The 23,162-nt window shown below is 44.2% G+C and carries 15 protein-coding genes; 12 read left to right on the top strand and 3 right to left on the bottom strand.

Annotated features, from left to right (window positions below; translation table 11 throughout):
* Nucleotides 1-98: 98 nt before the first annotated feature.
* Nucleotides 99-2,792 (bottom strand): penicillin-binding protein 1A, encoded by a 2,694-nt coding sequence (locus JMW39_RS04655; protein WP_201544329.1) that lies wholly within the window; start codon nucleotides 2,790-2,792, stop codon nucleotides 99-101.
* 193 nt (nucleotides 2,793-2,985) lie between these two features.
* Between JMW39_RS04655 and JMW39_RS04660 the strand changes: the two genes are divergently transcribed.
* The 11 genes from JMW39_RS04660 to JMW39_RS04710 all read left to right on the top strand — a co-directional run bounded on the left by JMW39_RS04660 (nucleotide 2,986) and on the right by JMW39_RS04710 (nucleotide 20,097).
* Nucleotides 2,986-4,041, top strand: a complete 1,056-nt coding sequence (locus tag JMW39_RS04660; RefSeq protein WP_201544331.1) for a pilus assembly protein PilM — start codon at nucleotides 2,986-2,988, stop codon at nucleotides 4,039-4,041.
* The gene (locus JMW39_RS04665) at nucleotides 4,041-4,694 is read left to right on the top strand and encodes a PilN domain-containing protein (RefSeq protein WP_201544333.1); all 654 of its coding nucleotides are present in this window, start codon (nucleotides 4,041-4,043) and stop codon (nucleotides 4,692-4,694) included. The genes JMW39_RS04660 and JMW39_RS04665 overlap by 1 nt, the downstream gene beginning before the upstream one ends.
* Entirely contained in the window at nucleotides 4,691-5,425 is a 735-nt protein-coding gene (locus JMW39_RS04670) for a type 4a pilus biogenesis protein PilO (protein ID WP_201544334.1), read from the top strand. The genes JMW39_RS04665 and JMW39_RS04670 overlap by 4 nt, the downstream gene beginning before the upstream one ends.
* Entirely contained in the window at nucleotides 5,425-5,958 is a 534-nt protein-coding gene (locus JMW39_RS04675; RefSeq protein WP_201544335.1) for a pilus assembly protein PilP, read from the top strand. The genes JMW39_RS04670 and JMW39_RS04675 overlap by 1 nt, the downstream gene beginning before the upstream one ends.
* A gap of 27 nt (nucleotides 5,959-5,985) precedes the next feature.
* Nucleotides 5,986-8,376 (top strand): type IV pilus secretin PilQ, encoded by a 2,391-nt coding sequence (gene pilQ / locus JMW39_RS04680; protein WP_201544336.1) that lies wholly within the window; start codon nucleotides 5,986-5,988, stop codon nucleotides 8,374-8,376.
* 163 nt (nucleotides 8,377-8,539) lie between these two features.
* Nucleotides 8,540-9,103, top strand: a complete 564-nt coding sequence (aroK, locus tag JMW39_RS04685) for a shikimate kinase AroK (RefSeq protein WP_201544340.1) — start codon at nucleotides 8,540-8,542, stop codon at nucleotides 9,101-9,103.
* A 90-nt stretch (nucleotides 9,104-9,193) separates the two neighbouring features.
* Nucleotides 9,194-10,381, top strand: coding sequence for a 3-dehydroquinate synthase (aroB, locus tag JMW39_RS04690; RefSeq protein WP_201544341.1), 1,188 nt, complete (start codon nucleotides 9,194-9,196; stop codon nucleotides 10,379-10,381).
* Nucleotides 10,382-10,511: 130 nt separating this feature from the next.
* On the top strand, nucleotides 10,512-11,618 hold the full coding sequence (locus tag JMW39_RS04695; RefSeq protein WP_201544342.1) for a hypothetical protein: 1,107 nt from the start codon (nucleotides 10,512-10,514) through the stop codon (nucleotides 11,616-11,618).
* Between the two features lie 968 nt (nucleotides 11,619-12,586).
* Complete coding sequence (gltB, locus tag JMW39_RS04700) at nucleotides 12,587-17,050, top strand: glutamate synthase large subunit (RefSeq protein WP_201544343.1); 4,464 nt, start codon at nucleotides 12,587-12,589, stop codon at nucleotides 17,048-17,050.
* A gap of 152 nt (nucleotides 17,051-17,202) precedes the next feature.
* Entirely contained in the window at nucleotides 17,203-18,624 is a 1,422-nt protein-coding gene (locus tag JMW39_RS04705) for an FAD-dependent oxidoreductase (protein ID WP_201544349.1), read from the top strand.
* 237 nt (nucleotides 18,625-18,861) lie between these two features.
* Nucleotides 18,862-20,097: an FUSC family protein gene (locus JMW39_RS04710; protein WP_201544351.1), complete on the top strand. Its 1,236-nt coding sequence runs from the start codon at nucleotides 18,862-18,864 to the stop codon at nucleotides 20,095-20,097.
* A 139-nt stretch (nucleotides 20,098-20,236) separates the two neighbouring features.
* Here JMW39_RS04710 and JMW39_RS04715 read toward each other — a convergent pair whose 3' ends face one another.
* A complete protein-coding gene (locus JMW39_RS04715) occupies nucleotides 20,237-21,358 on the bottom strand; it encodes an ABC transporter substrate-binding protein (RefSeq protein ID WP_201544353.1) in 1,122 nt (373 codons plus the stop codon).
* A gap of 404 nt (nucleotides 21,359-21,762) precedes the next feature.
* On the opposite strand from JMW39_RS04715, the gene JMW39_RS04720 reads away from it, so the two are divergent.
* On the top strand, nucleotides 21,763-22,026 hold the full coding sequence (locus tag JMW39_RS04720; protein ID WP_201544355.1) for a hypothetical protein: 264 nt from the start codon (nucleotides 21,763-21,765) through the stop codon (nucleotides 22,024-22,026).
* A 75-nt stretch (nucleotides 22,027-22,101) separates the two neighbouring features.
* On the opposite strand, the gene JMW39_RS04725 is transcribed toward JMW39_RS04720, so the two are convergent.
* Nucleotides 22,102-22,932: an HAD family hydrolase gene (locus JMW39_RS04725; protein WP_201544356.1), complete on the bottom strand. Its 831-nt coding sequence runs from the start codon at nucleotides 22,930-22,932 to the stop codon at nucleotides 22,102-22,104.
* Nucleotides 22,933-23,162 lie beyond the last annotated feature (230 nt).

Here is a 23,162-nt window from a genome sequence, read left to right on the forward strand (position 1 = left end):
CACTACATAAATGAGTTTTAAGAGCGCATAAAAATGTCCTACACAGTAGACTGAGTAGGACATTTTTTATTGAAGTATTAAGCAAAACCCCAGTTAATTTATTCTGGCATCGGTGGCATACGTTCAACTGGTGTTGCTGCTAAGGGTTTGTTTTGAGGATTGCTGTCGTTATTACGGCTTGGCTTGGGTTTTTCAGCGGCTGGACGATTTTGAATTTGCTCTTCAATCGGTTTAGGCGTCGGAGGCTTACGTTGCTGGGTTGTGGTCTTAACGGGCTTTGCTGCTTTGCCGTCATCGGCAGCGTCGTCGTCAAGCTCAGCAGCCCCTTCATCCATCATCTCTATAATAGTCTGTTTTTGTTTTTTTGATTTAGCACGGTTGTTAATAGAGACCCATTGGCTAGGTGTATCCTTAAGCTGGGCTTTCATAAAGTCCATCCATACTGGCAGCGCTGCTACGCCACCATACTCACGGCGACCCAGCGTTGATGGCTGATCAAAACCCATCCAGACGACCGTGGCATTGGTAGGATGAAAACCTGCAAACCAGGCATCTTTTGCCTCATTCGTCGTCCCCGTTTTACCACCAATATCATCACGGCCTAAGGCTCTGGCTTTAAAAGCCGTACCGCGCTGGATAACATCGCGTAAAATATCTGCCATCTCGAAAGCCACTCTGGGCTTTAAAATACGCGGCGCTTGCTCAGCACGGACGTACTGTATGACTGGGGCTTTTAGGCGATCTGAATCTGGGCTTGCATCATAAATATTCAAATCAAGCGCTTTATCATCTTTTGCTTCAGTATCACTGTTTTTTGCATCGATATCAGCATCAGGATTTTTGTCTACTGCTTTATCTTTAGCGCTAATCTTTTCATCTTTAGCCGCTTTATTTTCTGCTTCTATTTTTGCCTCATAATCTTTAATCAGCTTTTTGTTAACATCGTCAAGCTGCTCATTGAAACATAAGGCACAAGCCTGCTGCGGATTGGCCTGAAATAACAGTTTATTATTATAGTTATAAATTTGGTCGATGAAGTAAGGCTGGATACGGTGCCCACCGTTAGCAAAGGTTGAATAAGCTGTTGCCATTTGTAATGGCGTTGCTTGCCCAGCGCCTAATGCCAATGATAAAGTTGTAGGTAGCTTTTCTTTATCAAGACCAAACTCATCTAATAGATTGCGCGCATCAGAGATACCAATGGATTGCAGCAAACGAATAGACACTAAGTTACGAGATAAATAGAGCCCGCGGCGCAAGGTAATATCACCCAAGAAACGCCCATCAGAATTCTTTGGCTTCCAGTCACCTACTTGAATAGGGCGGTCTGAGACAATACTATCTGGACGATAGCCTTTTTCTAATGCAGCGGTATAAACAAGCGGTTTAATCGTCGAGCCGGGTTGACGCCAGCCTTGCAACGCGCGATTAAACTTACTGTGATTAAAGTCGAAACCACCCACTAAGGCTCGAACCGCGCCCGTTTCAGGATTTAGAGAAACTAAGCTACCTTGCACTTTAGGAATTTGACCCAACTGCCAACCACCGTTAGTAGTAGGCATCAGGCGTACGATATCATTTTTGCTCACAATCTGACTGGCGTTACTTGGAAAATATCCGATTCGATCGGCAGAAATGTATTTGCGCGCCCAGCTCATACCAGACCAGTTAACGGTTACATTTTCACCAGAGGGCATGGTCGCTTCAAAACTGCGAGAATTTACCTTGGTCACTTTGGCCGGAGACATATTGCTATAACGACTGAAGTTCTCAAGCGGTTCGCCATTCGCTTCTGCCCCGCGCCAGCCATGACGGTGCTCATAAGCAACCAAACCTGCTAGTACCGCTGATTCTGCTGCTTTTTGCGCTTCACTATCAACAGTCAAACGTACACGCCAACCGCCATGCATCACCTGCTCGCCATAACGGTCAACCAAGGCTGAACGTGTCATTTCTGCTAGATAAGGCATATTCATATCAAGTTTTTCTTGATAAAGATTAATACCAATAGGGGCGTTAATGGCTTCGTCGTGCTGAGCTTTATCGATATAACCAAGCTCATGCATGCGTCCAATAATCCAGTTACGGCGGGTGAGGGCGCGGCTAGGATTAGCAACAGGATTGTATTTAGAAGGGGCTTTTGGCAGGCCTGCTAGCATGGCCATTTCAGCAACGGTCAGGTTCTCTAGAGACTTACTATAGTATTTTTTGGCCGCAGCGCGGATACCATAAGCGCCTTCGCCTAAATAAATTTTATTGACATATAAGGTAAGAATCTCATTTTTGCTCAACTCGTCTTCAATTTTACGCGCTAAAAACAGCTCTGTGAGCTTACGATTCAAAGTACGCTCTGAGCTTAAAAAATAGTTTTTGGCAACCTGCATAGTAATGGTAGAGCCACCGGTTTGACTATCGTCGTCGGTCACAACTTCGGTGACTGCGCGGCCGAGACCTTTAATACTAATCCCGCTATGTTGAAAAAACGACGAGTCTTCTGCTGCTAAAAAAGCATTGGTTAGACCTTTAGGGATTTCTTCAAAAGTAACCGGTAACGACAGACGATTGCCATACTGACCAATGAGCTTGTCATCACTACTATAAATCTGTAATGGCATCTCTAAACTTGCGGTTTTAATTTCTTGAATGCTTGGTAGGGTTGGCGATAAATACATCGCCATGCCATAAAACCCAATCGGTACAGCAAGGGCTAAAATGAGCGCCAATGCTAAGCAGGCGATGAAAAGTCCCACCAAAAAGTGAATGAGACGAGCGGTAGCATTTTTTTTGGTCATAATCAGACTTATCAATTAAAATTTGCAACAGGTAGGAGATTATACCTTGAACAAAATAGGCAAGTAATAATAAATGTGTAAGTATGCCTTAATAAGCAATTTAAATGCTTGAATCTATCTGTTAAGTAAAGTATTGTACTAAATTATTACAAATAACTATCAGATTGTACACTTAATATAAGGTATAGAGTTTGTGAGGCTATTTACTTCTAAAAGTCGACATTTGATTGGTGTGGATATTTGTGCCACCTCAGTAAAGTTGGTTGACATACAGCGTCAGCAAGGCATATTTCACCTAAAATCTTATGGTATCGAAACATTACCAGAAGGCGTAGTCGTCGACAAACTCATTGTAGACACTGAAGCTGTTGGTAATACCATAGCAAGCTTAGCGCGTCGTTGCCAAGCTGCTGGTAGTAGTGCTGCTACCGCCGTTTCAGGCTCAGCCGTGATTACCAAAATCATAGATATGGATATGGTGCTTAACGACGTTGAGCGCGAAGCTCAGATTCGTTTGGATGCCGATCAATACGTCCCTTATCCATTAGAAGATGTGAATTTGGACTTTGAAGTGTTGGGTCCTTCTCTTATCAACGACAATATGGTGCAAGTGCTGCTAGCCGCATCGCGCTCAGAGAATGTCGATCAAAGAGTCGATGCGCTCACTTTCGGTGGTCTGCAAACCAAAGTGATGGACATTGAGTCGCATGCTATTGAGCGTGCCTTTGGTTTGATGGCTGATAATTTGCCAAATATGCCAGAGTTGGTCGCTTTAGTCGATATTGGTCATAACCAAACTACCTTATATATCGCTAAAAATGGTGAGTTTATCTACAGCCGTGAACAGTTATTTGGTGGCGCTCAGCTCACTGAAGCGATTCAAAATCGCTACGGCTTATCGGCTGAAGAGGCGACCATTAGTAAACGCGAACGTACCTTACCAGATGATTACTATCCTGATGTGTTAACACCATTTATAGAAAACACCATCCAACAGATTACACGCTCTCTACAATTTTACTTCTCATCGAGCCAATACAATAGTATTGACCATGTGCTGCTTGCTGGTGGCAGTAGTTCTATTGCAGGACTTGCCGGTATGGCACAACAAAGATTGGGCGTTCCTGTAAGTATCGCTAACCCCTTTATCAACATGACCATTGCTCCGCATATCGATAATGAGCAATTGGCAGTTGATGCACCAAGCTTAATGGCCGCTTGCGGTCTTGCGTTAAGGAGCTTTGACTAATGGCTCGTATTAACTTATTGCCCTGGCGGCAAGAAGAGCGCGAACGTCGCAATAAAGAATTTATCACTTTGGTGGTGGCCGTTACTTTGCTTGCTCTATTAGCGGCATTCGCTTCATGGAGTTATTTTAATAATGAACTTGATGAACAATTAGATGCCAATACACTGATTGAACAAGAAAATGCTCGCCTAGATAAAGCACTAGTGGAGATTGATAGCTTAGAGCAGCGCCGTGAAGATATCATCTCACGTATGCAAGTTATCCAAGATTTGCAAGGTAGACGTCCGGTTCCTGTGCGCTTATGGGACGATCTTGCCAAAGCTATTCCGCCAGCGCTTTATTTAAATAATTTAAAACGCGAAGGTGATGTGCTTACATTGACAGGTCTTGCTGACAATCCAAATATTGTCTCTAGCTTGATTCGTAACCTGGATAGTAGCAAATGGATGGGTAACTCAGCTGTTAGTAATATACAGCAAAATATTACTGCCTATGAGGCTGCGCCTGCTTTAGAAAATACGGTGACCACAGGTGAACAGCCGCGTCCTGTTTATCCAGAAGACAGTTATGTTCAGTTTGTCGTGACGACCAAAGTGCAGTCGGAAAAGGTTGAAGATGCTGATGCTAATACTGCGCTTGGAGGTGAGTTATGAAACTGAGCCGTAAAAAAAGCCTTGTTAAGACCAAGAAGACTGCGGTAAGTGCTAAAAAGCAATTTGATCTGAATGAGTTTCGCCGCAGTTTTGAGTCTTTAGACTCTGAAAACTATGGCAGTTGGCCACTTCCCGTCAAAGTCACGGTGATTGGATTTATTATTGCTTTGATAGCGGCATTGTCATGGGCACTGCCGATTAGCAGTAAAATTGATGAGATCACAGCCGCTGAAAGTCAACAACAGACATTGCTTGATAGCTACCGTGAGAAAGAATCACGGGCGCGCCATTTAAAAGCCTATCAAGCTCAAGTAGTTCAAATGGAAACAGAGTTTAATACTTTACTTGACCAGTTACCAAAAGACACCCGCGTATCAGAATTGGTCGAAGGTATCAATATGACTGGTGTAGGCAGTAATATTCGTTTTCAAGACATCTCCGTAGAGCCTGAGATTGAAAATGAATTCTTTATTGAGCAGCCTATTCGTATCGCAGCGTTAGGGGATTACCATCAGTTCGGTAGTTTCATCAGTGGCCTTGCTGCTTTGCCGCGTATTATTACGATGCATGATTTTGAAGTCAGTAATCCGCAGCCGACTTTAGATGTTCTACCAGAGCTCAATCTGGTGCTACAAACCAAAACGTATCGCTCAAAAGAAGCGGCTCCTGAAGGTGATGAAGCCGTCGCGACTGATGCTGCCGCTACAACTGATGCTGCAGGAGGCAACTAATGAGTATCCAAAAACTGCCCATGCTGCTAATTTCAATTGCTATTGTTCTATCGATGACGGGCTGTACTGACCGTATCGGTATGGCAGAGCAGTCGATGGCTGATATTCGTAACCAGCCAGCGCAGCCGATAGAGCCGCCGCCCAAAGCTGAACTCGTAGAAGATTTTGTCTATAGTGCCAGTGCACAGCGTAGCCCATTTTTGCCACCAAGCTTAGTGAATGTTCAAGGCCCTGTCACCTCTATAGATGGCGTGCGTCCTGACATAACCCGAGTGAAAGAACCACTTGAACAATATGAGCTATCGCAACTCGTCTTTCGCGGTGTCGTTATTTCCCCTGAAGGTCGGCAATATGCCTTAGTGCAGCGTCCTGATGGTTCAGTTGCGAGCGTTAGAGTCGGTAATTATCTTGGCTTAAATGACGGCCGTATTGTTGAAATCACGCCGACCCAGATTAACTTGATTGAAATTGTGCCAGACAGCCGCGCTGGGTTTGTAGAAAAACCCCAGTCGCTGGTCTCCCCTATAAGCTAAGTCGGCAGATTTTTTGAGGAATATATAATGACAGTACGCAATAACAAGGTAATGACGATGAACAACCGCGTATCTTCTACTTTTGCCATCTCTGCATTGGCAATGAGTATGGTAGCAATTAGTAGCAGTGCTCATGCTGAGCAGCGCATTAATAACGTCTCTGTGGTACAAACGGCACCAGCCGTTACCCAAATGCGTTTGGGTTTTGCTGGCAAGCCAGTACTGCCAGCCGCTTATCAGCTCGATAATCCAAGCCGTTTGGTATTGGATTTTGAAAAAGTTCAAAACGGGCTTGCTAATCGATTTAATGAATACAACGTCGGTATGATTAATGATGTTACAACGTTAAATAGTGACAATACCACCCGTCTGATTGTTGGACTCAAACAAGCGGGTAGTTATACCACCGCTATTGAGGGTAAAGATTTGTTGCTAACGATTAGCGACCCTAGTCGTCCTGTTATCACCAACGACCCTGTGCGAGATGTTCTTAATAACAATGCGGGTATTACTACCACTGCGGTTGTCACACCGATAGTTGAGACTAATAGTGTAGCGGTTGCGCCGATTAAGACCAAAGTAGTCAACACTCAAGCGTCTAAAACACTAGCATCTAAGACACAGGTGCCTGCCGATACCATGGTAGTACGTGTGAATCCGTTGCTAAGCCCACAACTTGCGGCTTCACAAGTGAGTAAGCAGTACAGTTATGATGGTTTAACGGCGGTTAATTTTGCCGCAGGCAATGACGGTGGCGGTAACGTCAGTATTGCGCTTGCTAACGAAGCCATTCCAGTTGACGTTCAGCGCCAAGGTAATAAGTTGGTGGTACGCTTAACAGGCAGCACCGTGCCTAGAAATTTATTACGCCGCTTAAACGTTAATAGTGGTCTGGTTGATAGTATTGATACAAAAAACCAAGGGCAAAATGGCATCATCACTATCAATGTCAAAGAAGATTATGAGTATCAAGCTTATCAATCAGGTAACCAATTAAATATTAATATCAGAAAGCCTGAGCTACTGCGCGAACCAACGCTTGAAGAGAAAGTTTATAGTGGTGAAGCACTATCGATGGAATTTCAAGACGTCGAAATCCGTAGTGTATTAGATATCTTGGCACAGTTTACCGATATGAATATCGTGGCTAGTGATTCGGTCGCGGGCAACATCACTTTGCGCCTGATTAATGTGCCTTGGGATCAAGCGCTAGATATTATTCTAAAAAGTAAAAATCTTGGTAAGCGTGAAAATGGTAATGTGATTTTAGTTGCACCATCAACTGAGCTTGCCGAACAAGAAGCACGCGATCTTGCAGCGCAGCAGGCAGTTGAATCCTATGCGCCACTACGTACAGAATACATCCGTCTAAGCTACGCTAAAGCGGCTGATGTCTTGACCCTTATCTCTCAGGGGAGCGGTTCATCAGGTGGCAGCGGCAGCAATAGTAACATCGGAAACGCAAATTCTGTCGATAACAATACCTTATTGTCTAACCGTGGTACGGTAACCGTCGATGAGCGTACCAATACCCTGATTATCAAAGACGTGGCTGCAAGCATTGAAAATATCCATAAGCTGATTGGCAAAATTGATATTCCAGTCCGTCAAGTAATGATTGAAGCGCGTATTGTTAGTGCTACCGATAGCTTTAGTAAAGAGATTGGCGTGCGTTGGGGCATATTGTCAAACGGCGCTGCCAACAACCGTAACTTATTGGTAGGTGGTAGTAATCAGACACTATGGGATTTAAAAGATTTTGACGTAGAAACCACGACAATCAATGGTCAAACCGTTTCTTATCCTAAGTACGACATTAGTCGTCCTGATAACTTAAACGTCGACTTAGGGGTTGCCAACCCAGCCGGTAGTATTGCTTTTGGTTTACTCGGTATATCTGATTTCATGTTAGACCTTGAGCTATCAGCCATGCAAGCGGATAACCGCGGTGAAGTGATTTCAACACCAAAGATTTTGACCGCTGATAAACAGACGGCAAAAGTATCTTCTGGCACGCAAATTCCTTATCAAGAAGCATCGGCCAGTGGCGCGACCACTACCAGCTTTAAAGAAGCGGCATTAAGTTTGGAAGCGACGCCAAATATTACCCCAGATGGCAAAATCGCTTTGCAGCTGAACATCACCAACGGAACCCCAATTAGATCCCTTGATGGGCAGGTTGCTATTGCTGAAGATTCTGTCTCAACCAACGTGATTGTTGAAGACGGTCAGACCATTGTTCTGGGTGGCGTCTTTAAGAATAGCAAAAGCAATGGTGTCGATAAAGTACCTTTCTTAGGTGACTTGCCTTATATCGGTCGTGCCTTCCGCCGTGATGTGCGTAATAATTCTAAAGAAGAGCTATTGATATTTGTTACGCCAAAATTGATTAATGATGGTATTAGCCGTTTAAATTAGTCAGTGTTGAATTATTTATAATAGAAAAAAGCAAGCATCAGCGCTTGCTTTTTTTATGGCAAATTTTTGAGCTTGCTTAGATTTTACTGACAATAATCAACGCGCATTACTAGCCAGAATAACCATGACGTTGTATCATAGCTAATTTAGCTGAGTGCGTATTATGGTTGAGGAATTACCGTCGGTATTTTTAGTAGGGCCGATGGGAGCGGGGAAGACCACCATTGGCAGGTTACTGGCTAAGCAATTAGGGCGCTCGTTTGTAGACAGTGATTGGTATATTGAGTCGCAAACCGGCGCGGATATTGCTTGGATATTTGCCAAAGAAGGCGAGGCCGGCTTTCGTGAACGGGAGACACGCGCCATCGATGAGCTGACGCAGCAATCACAAATTGTCTTGGCGACTGGCGGCGGTGCGGTGATGGCAGCTGAAAACCGTGCGTTTCTTAAAGAGCGCGGCATCGTCGTCTATCTTAATGCTCCCGTTGACGTGCAAATGGCGCGTACTGCCAAAGACAAGTCGCGACCATTATTACAACAACCGAATCCTAGAAAAATATTGCAAAATTTATATAGCGCCCGTGATCCCTTATATCGGCAAGTGGCGCATATTATCATGCCGACCGGTCATACCTATCCTCGCCATATGGTCAATCAGTTATTGCAGCAATTAGACGCATTTTGTGAATCCACTTCTATCAGCTCAGCACCTCAAGAAGATGAATAATAACAAATTAATTTCATTAGATAAATTAGACAAAGTTTAATAAATAACACCGCTCAATTTAATTCAAGCCTCATCTTTAAGGAGATTTTCATGGCAACGCCACTGTTTCATGCCAACCTAACAGTACAAACGCAAAGTCATGATTATCCTATTGTCATCACTGAAAATAGCACTGCAAACAGCCCTAAAAATATTGTCAGTAACACTGCTGAAAACGTGTCTGAAAATGGCGTTGAAAACGCTGCTAATAACAGCGCTGAAAAAAACAGTATGGCAAGCCAAATTGCTCCTTATATTGCGGGTCGCCAAGTCCTTATCGTTACCAATGAGACGGTTGCGCCTTTATATTTAAAGCCTTTACAAGAAGAACTTGAAGCGCAGTTTACCGTCAAGGTCTGTGTGCTGCCAGATGGTGAGCAATATAAAAATCAAACCAGTATCAATCAGATTTATGATGCGCTCATGGCGGAGCACTTTAATCGTGATGTGACCCTAATCGCGCTTGGTGGCGGCGTTATCGGCGATATGACAGGCTTTGCTGCCGCAAGTTTTATGCGCGGGGTCAATTTTATTCAAATTCCAACGACCTTGTTGTCACAAGTAGATTCAAGCGTTGGCGGTAAGACGGGCATCAATCATGCCCAAGGTAAAAATATGATTGGCGCTTTTTGGCAGCCGCAAATGGTTTTAGCCGATATGAGCACGCTTAAAACCTTGCCCGCACGCGAACTATCAGCAGGATTGGCGGAAGTCATCAAATATGCACTGATTATGGATGCAGACTTTTTAACTTGGCTTGAGCACAATCTACCAGCGATGATGGCGTTAGATTTAGCCATGCTTGGCGAAGCGGTGAAACGCTGTTGCCAGTATAAAGCCGATATCGTCGCACTAGATGAAAGAGAGTCCGGTGTGCGTGCCTTATTAAACTTCGGCCATACCTTTGGTCATGTGATTGAAACTCATGAAGGCTATGGTAATTGGCTGCATGGTGAGGCGGTCGCGGCTGGGATGGTGCAAGCGGCTGAGCTGTCACAAAAGCTTGGCTGGTTAACAGGTAATGACGTTGCTCGTATTAAGCGCGTATTAGTATTGGCAAATCTACCCATTACACCGCCAGCTATTGACGTACAGACGGCGCTTGGTTTGATGGGGCATGATAAAAAAGTCAAACACGGACAAATTCGCCTTATTTTGTTAAAATCATTAGGTAAGGCAGTTTTGACCAATGATTTTGATGCGGAGCTGTTAACCGACGTATTGGCACAGCATCATTAATAAAGGCGATTAAAGGTTAATACTTTAATTTATAGCCTTATTTTTAAGTATCTCATTTTTTGAGTCTATCTTTATAAGTATTGCGTTATAGATAACTTTTTATAAGACTTTTTCTCCCAAGGATATCCCCATGGCAGCATCACGCTCGACGACTCGCACAGCTGGGCAGAAATATCGCCGTCAAGCACTGATTTGGCTGATAGCGACACTGCTATTGGGCGTGTTTACCGCTTTGGTTTGGATGTTTAGCCAAACACCAGCGATGGGCGCGAAAATCGAAAATGCGCCGATATCTGCACCAAAAACTCTGAGCGCAGAGCTTGAGCAGCCACTAAAGATTGAATCCTTACATGAGCTTGACACCGATGTGCAGCCAATCAGTTTTGATACCACGGTAAAAGACTTGCGCAGTTATCCTGATGAGTTTAAAGACAAGCGTTATCTACTGGCTAATAAAGGCAGATGGACAGTGCAGGTGATGAATGTCGGTGAAAATGATGTGATCGTCAGTTATTTAGAAGGCCGTGAAGATCGCGAGAAGTTTGCTTATTTTCGTTACCTTGATGAAAACAATCAAGTGCGTTATATGCTGACTTATGGGTTGATGAGCAGTCCACAAGAAGCGGTTGGCGCGGCTAAGCTGATAAACTTTAAACTGCCTACGAATGTGCGTGTGTTGCCAGAAGAGATCAATCGTTATGTCAGTATTATCGATAATTATGAACGCCCTGACCCCGTCAAAGATTTGAGTGCTAAACGCACGCGCGCTGTGAATTTGAGCCCAACCAAACGCGAAGTACCCGTGCGTCAGAAAGCGCCAACTAACGATAATGCCAGCGAGCAAGCAGCAAGTAATGCCAACCGCGCTGCTCAAGAAGGGGCGAATAATAGTGCTGCTGAAAGTATTCGTCAGTCAGTCGATACCTCTGATACCTTATCGGTTAATGAAGAGCGCACGGTCGGTATCGAAGAGCAGACCGCGATCGCCGCGACGCCTAAAAATGCCGATAATAGCCGCAAACCTGAAGTAAGTAACAATAATGAACCGAAAAAACCACCCGTGGTTGAAGCGCCTAAACCGCCTAGTGCGAATGCAAATAACAACGCCGCTAATAAGAATGCCAATGCGGCTAGTAAAAATGCCAACGCCAGTGCTAGTAATAATACCTCAAAAAACAATGCTTCGAAAAACAATAATGATAGTATAAAAGAGCTTATTGAAGAAAAAGGTAATTAATTTGACTAGCCCATTTAGCTGTTCGTGGATTGTGTTCATTGATTGAGTTGAGGACATGCCCTAAGTATTTCATTTAAAAAGTCCATGTCATATTTTATGTCGTGGGCTTTTTTCTGTTAGCAATTTTAACTACCGCTAAAATTCTTAAAAACGCTTAGATGAGCGGTTTTAATAGTATTCATTCTAGAGAGTTAGTTATCAATGATTGATGGATAACATAAGTTTTTACAAAATCTATAGTGTGAGTTTATAAAAAAGACTAGATTTTTTATCAATCATTAACTAAGATAACTAAGGGCGACGTTCTGTATAGTTATCGTAAACCTCTATTTAACACCTCTACATGGAGTAAGTAAGCTTGATAAAGATGAGCCCTTACAACAATGTCGTCGTCTCAAGCGCTGCTACTTGTACCTCTATTTAAGCATATCGCAAGTGGCGCAACTCCTCATTATTAACCTGCTAAGGGTTGTTAAGGCGCTTGAATACAGAGCGTCTGATATTTAAATTTGACGGTATACCATAGTAATATTTGCTACTTTATTAGCCAGTTTTTCGCTACTTTGCTCACTTTCTATTGAAGTTTTTAACGCGTATCCGCGCTTAATAATGATTGTCCGACTCGCATTGAGTATACAACAGATAGAAGATAGGCGAAGGCTGACAGCAACTGATAGAGAATAACGTATAAATGCTTAAAGGGTCGGTGGGTGGTAACCATTTATACCACCTTATATCATCATTAAAATCCTCTTAGTTAGTAACGTTAAAGCAATAGCTCTGATGACTATAGAATAAATAGGGTCGTGATAAGTATTTTTATCAGTCTCAAAACGCTTGCATTATTTTCTCTGCTTGCGCTTTATTAATCCGCTTATGTGAATATATTTAGCCCGTTCTGCCTGCGGAGTTTGGTTGATACCTCATATTGGAAGTATAGGCCGTCCGCTCACTTAAAAGGACAAGCTATGTCAATGATTTCCTCTTCTATTCATTTGGCGACGCCAGATGACTTCTCTGATAACTGCGGCTTTGGTTTGATCGCTCATATTGAGGGACAAGCCAGCCATGATTTGGTAAAAACAGCCATTCATAGTCTAAGTTGTATGACCCATCGCGGCGGCGTTGCTGCTGATGGTAAGACCGGTGATGGCTGCGGTTTATTACTGGCGACGCCGACGACATTTTTTAAGCATATCGCGGCTGAGCAGGGCTTTACTATTACCGCTAATTTTGCTGTTGGCATGGTTTTTGTCAATGTAGATGAGACAAAAGCGCAATATAGCCAACAGGTGCTCAATGAAGAGCTTAGTGCCCAAGGCTTAGCAGTGGCTGGCTGGCGCGATGTGCCGCTTGATTTAAGTATCGTTGGTGAGATTGGTCGTCAGACATTACCCGGTTTTCAGCAAATATTTGTCAATGCGCCAGACGAGATAGCTGCCGATGATTTTAACCGCAAATTATTTGTCGCACGTAAAAAAGCTGAACAACGCTTGGTTGATGACGAGCTGTTTTATGTTTGTTCATTAAACTGTCAAACGATTATTTATAAAGGTTTGGTCATGCCATCAGACCTGCCAGCTTTCTTTTTAGATTTGCAAGATACGCGTTTGGCCTCGCATATCGTGGTCTTTCATCAGCGCTTTTCGACCAACACGCTACCCCGTTGGCCACTGGCACAGCCATTTCGCTATTTGGCACACAATGGCGAGCTTAATACCATCACCGGCAACCGTAGCTGGTCTGAAGCCCGTACGCCAAAATTAAAATCTGATAAATTGCCCAATTTAAATGAACTGACGCCACTGGTTAATAGCACGGGCTCGGATTCATCAAGCTTAGATAATATGCTAGAAGTACTGATGTCAGGAGGCATGAGTTTATTCCATTCGATGTCGATACTGGTGCCACCCGCTTGGCAAAATGTCGATAGCATGGATATGGATCTGCGCGCCTTTTATGAGTTTTACTCACAGCATATGGAAGCGTGGGATGGGCCAGCAGGTCTGGTGATTCAAGATGGTCGCTATGCTGTCTGCATGCTTGACCGTAATGGTCTGCGCCCGTCACGTTGGGTCACGACCAAAAACGGTTATATCACTGTGGCGTCTGAAGTCGGTGTTTGGGATTATGCGCCAAAAGACGTGTTGGCTAAAGGTCGGGTCGGTCCGGGTCAGATGCTGGTTATCGATACCATGACTGGTCAAATTATGGATACCAAGGCCATTGCAACCTTGCTTAAAAAGGCGCATCCGTATCGTAAGTGGCTACGCGAAGAAGCGACCCGTATCCGTGATGATGAGCGCTTAGAAGAAACGCTTGCCGCCCAAGCCTGCCGCGGTGAGCCACTAAAAGCGTTGCAAAAAATGTATCACATCACCAATGAAGAACGCACCGAAATTATCCGCCCTAATGCTGAAAATGCGCAAGAGCCAGTCGGCTCGATGGGTGATGATACGCCCATGGCAGTACTGTCGCAGCAAATTCGCCATGTGGGTGATTTCTTTCGTCAGCAGTTTGCACAGGTAACCAATCCACCGATTGATCCATTGCGTGAATCAATCGTCATGTCGCTACAGACTTGCTTAGGTGCTGAGACCAATGTGTTTGCGCCGTCAGCACGCGACGCACATCGTATTATCTTATCGTCGCCGGTTTTATCAGCCAGTAAAATGCAGCAGCTTGAAACCTTGGCTGATCCAGCATTTCAGCTGGCGCGTATCGATTTATACTACGATGCCAATCTTGAGCTATCAGCCGCCATCAAAGCCATCTGTGAGCAAGTGGCCAATAGCATTCGGGCTGGTCATACTTTGATTGTCTTGTCTGATAAAAACATTGCTGCCGATAAAGTGCCTGCCAATGCCATTATGGTCACGGGTGCGGTGCATCATTACCTGATTGCCCAAGGTATTCGTACCGATGCCAATTTAATCATCGAGACTGGACTGGCACGCGACTCGCATCAAGTGGCGGTATTGATTGGCTTTGGCGCGACCTGTGTTTATCCATATCTGGCCTATGACGTGATTGATGATTTGGTGGCGACTGGTGAGCTGCTTGGCGATCCAATCCAAGCGCGGGTGAATTTCCGTAAAGGCTTGGATAAAGGTTTGCTGAAAATCTTATCAAAAATGGGCATCTCGACCATTGTGTCTTATCGTGGCGCGCAGTTATTTGAAGCTGTCGGTCTTTCTGAAGAAGTGGTGAGTTTATGCTTTAAAGGCGTGCAAAGTCGTATTAAAGGCGCAACGTTTGCCGATTTGGCTGCTGACCAAGCACAGTTGGCGGCAAATGCCTTTAAGCGTCGTGCGCCACTTGATCAAGGTGGTTTGCTGAAGTTTGTCTTTAATAAAGAATACCATGCCTTTAATCCTGACGTCATTAATAGCCTACATACCGCCGTCCGTACTGGTGATTATGACAATTATCGTAATTATGCTGATTTGGTCAATAGTCGTCCTGTTGCGACCTTGCGTGATTTATTGCAACTAAAGACAGCCAATCCTATCGATGTTAATGAGGTCGAAGATATCTCAGAGATTCTGAAGCGTTTTGATTCAGCTGGCATGTCATTAGGGGCATTATCACCCGAAGCCCATGAAGCGATTGCCATGGCGATGAATACCATCGGCGGTCGCTCAAACTCTGGTGAGGGCGGCGAAGATCCGGTACGTTATGGCACGCTGCGTAATTCAAAAATCAAGCAAATTGCCTCTGGTCGATTTGGGGTCACACCTGCTTATCTACGTTCGGCAGAAGTGCTGCAGATTAAAGTTGCTCAAGGGGCAAAACCAGGTGAAGGCGGTCAGCTGCCGGGCGGTAAGGTCAATGCGCTAATTGCGCGTCTACGCTACTCGGTACCGGGGGTGACGCTCATATCGCCGCCGCCGCATCATGATATTTATTCGATTGAAGACTTGGCGCAGCTGATTTTTGATTTAAAACAAGTCAATCCAGATGCCTTGGTTTCGGTAAAACTGGTTTCACGTCCTGGGGTTGGCACCATTGCAACGGGCGTGGCAAAAGCCTACGCCGATTTGATTACCATCTCAGGTTATGATGGTGGTACTGCCGCCTCGCCGCTGTCGTCTATCCATCATGCTGGCTCGCCTTGGGAGCTAGGGCTTGCTGAAACACATCAATCACTACGGGTGAATGGCTTGCGCCATAAGGTTCGCATTCAAACCGATGGTGGTCTAAAAACAGGTCTTGATGTGGTCAAAGCCGCGATTCTAGGTGCTGAAAGCTTTGGTTTTGGCACCACGCCAATGATTGCGGTTGGTTGTAAATACTTGCGTATCTGCCATCTTAATAACTGTCCGACCGGCGTTGCGACGCAAAAAGCCCAGCTACGTGATGAGCATTTCATTGGCGAAGCGGAAATGTTGATTAACTTCTTTAAATTTGTGGCGACTGAAACGCGTGAATGGCTCGCTGCATTAGGCGTACGCAGTATGGAAGAGCTGGTCGGGCGTACTGACTTGCTTGATGTGTTAGAAGGCAATACCGATAAGCAGCGTCATTTGGATTTAACGCCATTACTGTTTAGTCATCCAGCCAGTAGTGGCAAAGCGCAAACCTGTCAGGTCGCGCGTAATGAGCCATTTGATAAAGGCTTGCTTGCTGAACAGATGATTAGCGATATGCTGCTCAATATCCGTCAAGGTAACGGCGGCGATTATAGCTACGCAGTTGGTAACTGTGATCGCTCAATCGGCGCTCGTATCTCGGGTGAGATTGCGCAGCTATGGGGCAACCTTGGCATGAGTGATATGCCCATTAAGCTGCATCTAAACGGCACCGCAGGTCAAAGTTTGGGTGTATGGAATGCTGGCGGCTTACATATTCAGCTTGAAGGCGATGCCAATGACTATGTCGGTAAAGGCATGGCAGGCGGTGAGATTGTGATTTATCCACCGAAAGATTCAAGCTTTAGTGCGCAAGAAACCGCTATCATCGGTAATACCTGTCTGTATGGTGCAACGGGTGGTAAATTATACGCTGCGGGCACGGCAGGCGAGCGCTTTGGGGTGCGTAATTCTGGCGCGCATGCTGTCATCGAAGGTACGGGCGATCATTGCTGTGAATATATGACCGGCGGCATCATTACTATTCTTGGACGTACGGGTTTGAATTTTGGCGCCGGCATGACGGGTGGTTTTGCCTATGTACTTGATATGGATGGTGATTTCTTTGACCGCTGTAATCATGAGCTGATTGACTTAAACCGTATCTCAAGTGAGCAAACGGAAGGTCATCGTATTTATTTACAACAAGTGATTGAAACCCATGTCGATAAAACTGGCAGTGCGTGGGGGCAGACTATTTTAGCGGACTTTGAGCATTATGCGCGTAAATTCTATTTGGTGAAACCTAAAGCCGCAAATGTTGCGACCTTGCTTAAGACCACGACGGCTGATCCACAATAAATGGGATGAGCCAGCAATAGGTTTACGAGCATTTTAACTCATAGCTTTAACGCAAAGTTTTAAGCAGGTAAATGACAGCCCGTATCCGTAAATTTGCCTCATTGAGGCTGCAGATATTAGCTGTCGTCACCCACTAAAAAAGAGACAATACCATGGTAAAACGCTTAGAAAATAGTTTTCAGTTTTTAGATGTACCACGCCTTGAGCCCACCAAAAAAGATATCGCTACGCGTTCAACCGAGTTCGTCGAGATTTATCATCCGTTTGAAAGCGAGTCAGTAGCGCAGCAATCGCATCGATGCCTTGAGTGCGGCAACCCCTACTGTGAGTGGAAATGTCCGGTACATAACTACATTCCCAATTGGCTTAAATTGGCGGCAGAAGGTCAAATATTTCAGGCAGCAGAATTGTGTCATCAAACCAATACTTTGCCTGAAGTCTGTGGGCGCGTTTGTCCACAAGACCGTTTATGTGAAGGCGCTTGTACGCTAAACGACGGCTTTGGCGCGGTGACGATTGGCAATGTCGAGAAGTATATCAACGATACCGCTTTCGCCCTTGGATGGCGTCCTGATATGTCGGATGTGATATGGACGGACAAAAAAGTTGCCATCATCGGGGCTGGGCCTGCAGGACTTGGATGCGCAGATATTTTAGTCAGAAATGGCGTGACGCCTGTTATCTTTGATAAGCGCCCAGAAATTGGCGGCTTATTAACCTTTGGTATTCCAGAGTTTAAAATGGAAAAAGACATCATGCGCAATCGCCGTGTCATTTTTGAAGGCATGGGTATGGAGTTTCGTTTAGAGACCGAAATAGGTAGCGATGTCAGTATTGATGAGCTGTTAGGCGAGTATGATGCGGTATTTATGGGCATGGGTACTTATAGTTATATGCGTGGCGGCTTTGCTGGTGAAGAATTAGAGGGCGTCTATGATGCGCTAGATTACTTGATTGCCAACGTCAATCGCTGTAACGACTGGGAGAAAAATCCAGAAGAATATATCGATTTAAAAGGTAAAAAAGTAGTGGTATTAGGCGGCGGTGATACGGCAATGGACTGTAACCGTAGCAGTATTCGTCAAGGGGCGCAGCAAGTGGTTTGTGCTTATCGCCGTGATGAAGAAAATATGCCCGGCTCCCGCCGAGAAGTGGTCAATGCGCGTGAAGAAGGCGTTGAGTTTTTATTCAATCGTCAACCGACCGAAATCATTGGTTTAAATGGCAAGGTGAATGCGGTCAAAGTGATTACCACGCACTTGGGCGCTCCTGATAGTCATGGTCGCCGCCACCCTGAGCCCATTCCTAATTCAGAAGAAATCATTCCATGTGATGCGGTCATTATGGCTTTTGGTTTCCGTCCTAGCCCTGCCGATTGGTTTACAGGTCAGCAAATCACCATGGACAGCTCTGGTCGAGTAGTAGCCGCCGAAAAACAAACCTTTAAATTTCAAACCAGTAACCCCAAAATCTTTGCCGGTGGCGATATGGTACGTGGCTCTGATTTAGTCGTGACAGCGATTTGGGAAGGTCGTGAAGCGGCGGAAGGTATTCTAGACTTTTTAGAGGTATAGCATATAGCTATTATCCATAGCCAAATGCTCTCAGGCAGACGTTCTCAACTAAGCACTATCTTGGAATGCTTTTTTGTTGTTATGTGCTAGCATGTTTTGACCTTTAACGTCTTTTATCTTTTAATAGGTAAAAGGCGTTATTTTTTGATCATTGCTTTAGTATCGCTTTCTCAGCGGTTAAGCTAGCAGTTATCCTTTAACCGCATTTTTATTCATTTATTATAAGAGATAGCCCGCGTGAAACCGACTTTTTGGCAACGATTTACTGCACCGTTTGTGGAGCCTTACGCCCGTTATCAGCATGCGGATATTTTACATGCCATACGTTTAGGTATTGCTGTGCTTATTGCACTGTTGTTAAATGAGTTTACGCACTTGCCGCACGGCGAGTGGACGACCATTACTGTATTTGTGATATTGGGTTTGTTGCAATATCAAGGGGCGATTTATACCAAGGCCAAAGAGCGGATACTCGGCACCTTATTAGGTGTGGTGGTCGGGCTGAGCTTTTTATGGTTGATTCAAGATACGGGCGGTTGGCTGTGGTTATATTACGGGCTGATTGGTATTATCAGCGGTATTATTGGTTACGTGGCGGTTAAGCAATTGGGTTATATCGGGCTGCTAACAGGGATTACCATGCTGATGATTGTTTCAAGCCCTGACCATAGTAATATTGCCCAAGATGGCTTATATCGAGCGTTTAATATTTTGCTTGGGGCTGGAGTAGCGGTCGCCGCGACGTTGATTTTACCGCTTAAATCGACGTTAATGTGGCGGTTTTTATTGGCCAGGAATCTTGAAACCTGCAGTAATTTATACGCTGGGGTTGGCAATCATATCGATGCGGAAGTTTTGGTGCCTAAGCCGTTTAAGTATAGTAAAGCGACCAGCTCAGCCAGTATTATTTACCCAAAGAGCAGTTCTGTACCTGATACACCGGTCAATAAATCTTTGGTCAAGGCACTACAAAAAATCAATAAGCGTTTGCTAGCTGTGCGCCCGCATATCGCGGCGACAGCTAGCGAATCGGGAATTGAAAAAGAAACGCTAGAGACTATTCAGCGTACCCATCGGAATATTATTGGAACTATTGATTTGCTATTAAGTGCCGCGCCGCGCTTGGCAAACATTGAGATTGACGATGAAAACCATATTTTACTTATCCATTATCAGCATGAATTGACGCAAGCGATGCAGCATATGGCCGCGGTATTACGTAGCCCAAATGATGAAGTATTTCGACCGATTACGCGTATCGCAGTATCAGAATATCCAAGCGTAGAAAACTTAGGCTTTGAATGGCAAGGCTATTTTTGGCTCACGCAAACCTTACAAGTACAGTTGCAGCGGCTCAGTGATTTATTGCAAACGACTAAGCCGCAATGGTTTGCTGCCTCTGGTTTGCGCTACCAACGCCGCGAGCAACGCCGTATCGAGCATAAAGGTAGCGAAACCGATTTGCATTTATAAATAAAAGCCCAATAAAAGCCACAAAAAAACGCTGACTTTATTAAGTCAGCGTTTTTTTACGGTAGCAGTCATTAAAAAGGGCTATTAAAAACAGCTATCAACAATCAACCATTAATAATCATATTTTAACAAACAATGATTAACGACCGGTTTTTAGCTTATCCCAATATTGCTGATAAACTCGCAAGGCTTCATCGCCGACATCTTCTTGGAATTCAGCTTTTGCTAGTATGGCTTTGCTCGGATAAATGGTTGGATTGTTGCGTACTTCTTCTGGCATCAGCTCACGGGCAGCGATATTAGGCGACGCATAACCAATCTCTTCGCTGACGATTTTAGAGTTCTCAGGACGCAGTAAGTAATCAATAAATTTGTGTGCTGCATCGACTTGTTTGGCGTTTTTTGGAATGACAAAGTTATCCATCCATAAGATAGCGCCCTCAGTTGGATATTTATACACCAAGCTGGTCAAGCCTTCGTTATTGGCGATAATTGCCTCACCATTCCAACTCATACCAACCGTGGTTTCGCCTTCCATATACGGCATGCGCGAGGCGTCCGAATTAAAGGTTTTTACATTTGGCATCAAGGTTGTCAGCTTCTCATAAGCGGCTTTGATTTCATCAGGGTTTTTACTATTACCTGAATGTCCAAGGGTCAATAGCGCCATGCCAAACACTTCGCGCATGTCGTTCATCAGCATCACTTGACCTTTATACTCAGGACGCCATAAGTCATTCCAGCTATTTACGGTGGCAGGATCGACCGCTTCGCCATTGATGGCCAGACCGGTGCTGCCCCACATATAAGGAATCGAGTATTTATTGTCTGGGTCAACCTTGGTATTGGTAAAGGAGGTATCAAGATTCTTAAAGTTGCTTAATTTAGATTTATCTAGTTCTTGTAGCAACCCTTCTTTAGCCATTTTTTCGACATAATACGTCGATGGAATCGCTAAGTCATATTGGCTAGAATCATCGAGCAGTTTTAGCTTAGCATACATGGCTTCGTTAGAATCAAAGGTGGTGTAATTGACCCGAATGCCAGTCTCTTTGGTAAAACCATCGAGGATTTCTTGCGGCATATATTCCGACCAGTTATAGAGATTTAGTGTTTCTGCACTGGTAGCAGCACCATCGGTAGCGGTGTTATCTGACTTGCTACAGCTAGCAAGTGCGAGCCCAATCGCCACGGCTAATAGAGCTTTTGGTAGCATACGAGCGCTACGAGCAGCAGAGTGGGACAATGATAAATGAGTCAAGATATCTCTCCTAAAGTAAGAATGATGCAAAGCAAAAAATCCGTAAAACAGGCGCGATGCTAAATATTTACAGCTATGGAAACTATTATGGCTATGATTGTGCATAATTTAAAGGGCAATCATGCATAGCGTGTTTGATATTAACGTTACAGTCAGTGTAAATAACCATGCTATGCGAAGGGGGCTAAGTGGTGCTAAGTGAAGGTAAATGATAATGAGCGTGGCTTTCTTATGCATCATTTAACAATAGCGTTTTTTAGAATAAACAGATTTACCATAGCATAATAACGAGAAAGGCAACATGATAAGCCAGTCTTATGTCAACATAGCTGCCGCCTGAGACTTTAAGCAAAATAAAAATAAGACGATTTTAACCAAATTGATTGAATTAAAAGAGGAATACAATGAATAATCGTGTACGCGCTGGCATAGTGATGGCTTTGATTGGCATCATAGGTTTTATGATGATATTTAATTCAGGCTCTCCGACCGCTATCGTTGATTGGCCGGTTGAAACTTATATGGGTTTGGCATTTACCATTGGCTGGCTCAGCCATGTACCCAATTGGCTGGCTTATGTGCTAGCAGCGTTGGTGCTTATCTTACTCATTGTCGGATTTTATAAAATCGGCAGCTGGCTTTACGGTTTAATGACCAAGCGCGGTTAGATTTTGCTAGGACGTGTCCTTATTTTAAAAATGAGGACATACCTTAGATAAACAGCGATTTTCAAAGTCTATTTATCAAGACGCTATATGAAATTGCTCAAGCACCGACTGAATACCGCGCTCCTCAATCGTACCCGTGACAAAATCTGCGCGCTCAATCAACGCTGGTTGCGCATCGCCCATTGCTACTGCATAGCCGACCAAATCAAACATCTCTAAATCATTTAATCCATCACCAAACGCCATACATTTACGTGCGTCTACGCCATAATACTGACAGACGTCTTTGATACCACGTGCTTTAGAAGCGTTTGCTGGCAAGATATCTGCACCGATGTGATGCCAATGGACCAGTTTTAAATCGTCCTGTGCAAAGTCAATATCTTGCATTTTTTCTTCTTGATTGTTAAAAAATACTGAGCATTGATAAACGGGGTTTGATTGATAATACAGTGGGTCAACGATAGAGTTCGGCGTTTTGGCATTAAAATCACGCAAACGCTCGTTTTCGCCTGACCAAGCAATGTGCGTCGCCGAGTCAAACTTATGAATCAGCTGACTTGTCTGGCATAACTGCACGATTTTGTCCGCTTGCTCAGAAGACAATGGATAATGGCTAATCAGCCCTTTATTATCAAAGCTATATTGTCCATTCATACAAATAATGGCATCTAAAATATCTGCTTTGAGCAAAGCTAAAATATCCGCCGGCAATATCGCTTTAGAACGTCCCGTCGAAATCACTAATTTAATGTCAGTCTTTGAAAGCGCTTCAAGGGTCGCTTGGTTGTGCTCGGCGATAATACCGTTACGGCTGAGCGTGTCATCAATGTCAAAAAATATTATTTTCGGCACCGGTAACGCCTGATTCATACTGGCTGTCGCCGCCTTATCTACAATAAACATGACTATCCTTTAGATTTGAAAAACGACTATGTAAGTATTCAATAAAGTGTGTAAAGTCGTTGAAATTTGCTTAATAATTTTAAGTGTTATTACTAATAATATCGTTTGGATTTATGAGTAATTATCCATTTTATATGGTTAAAAATACAGTAATAGGGTGGTTGTGGCTAATTTATGTATCGCTTTTATAACGATAATTGCCTTTCACATTCTGAATACACTTGCCAGCA

Origin of the sequence: Psychrobacter immobilis (assembly GCF_904846175.1) — a bacterium.
GTDB lineage: Bacteria > Pseudomonadota > Gammaproteobacteria > Pseudomonadales > Moraxellaceae > Psychrobacter > Psychrobacter immobilis_E.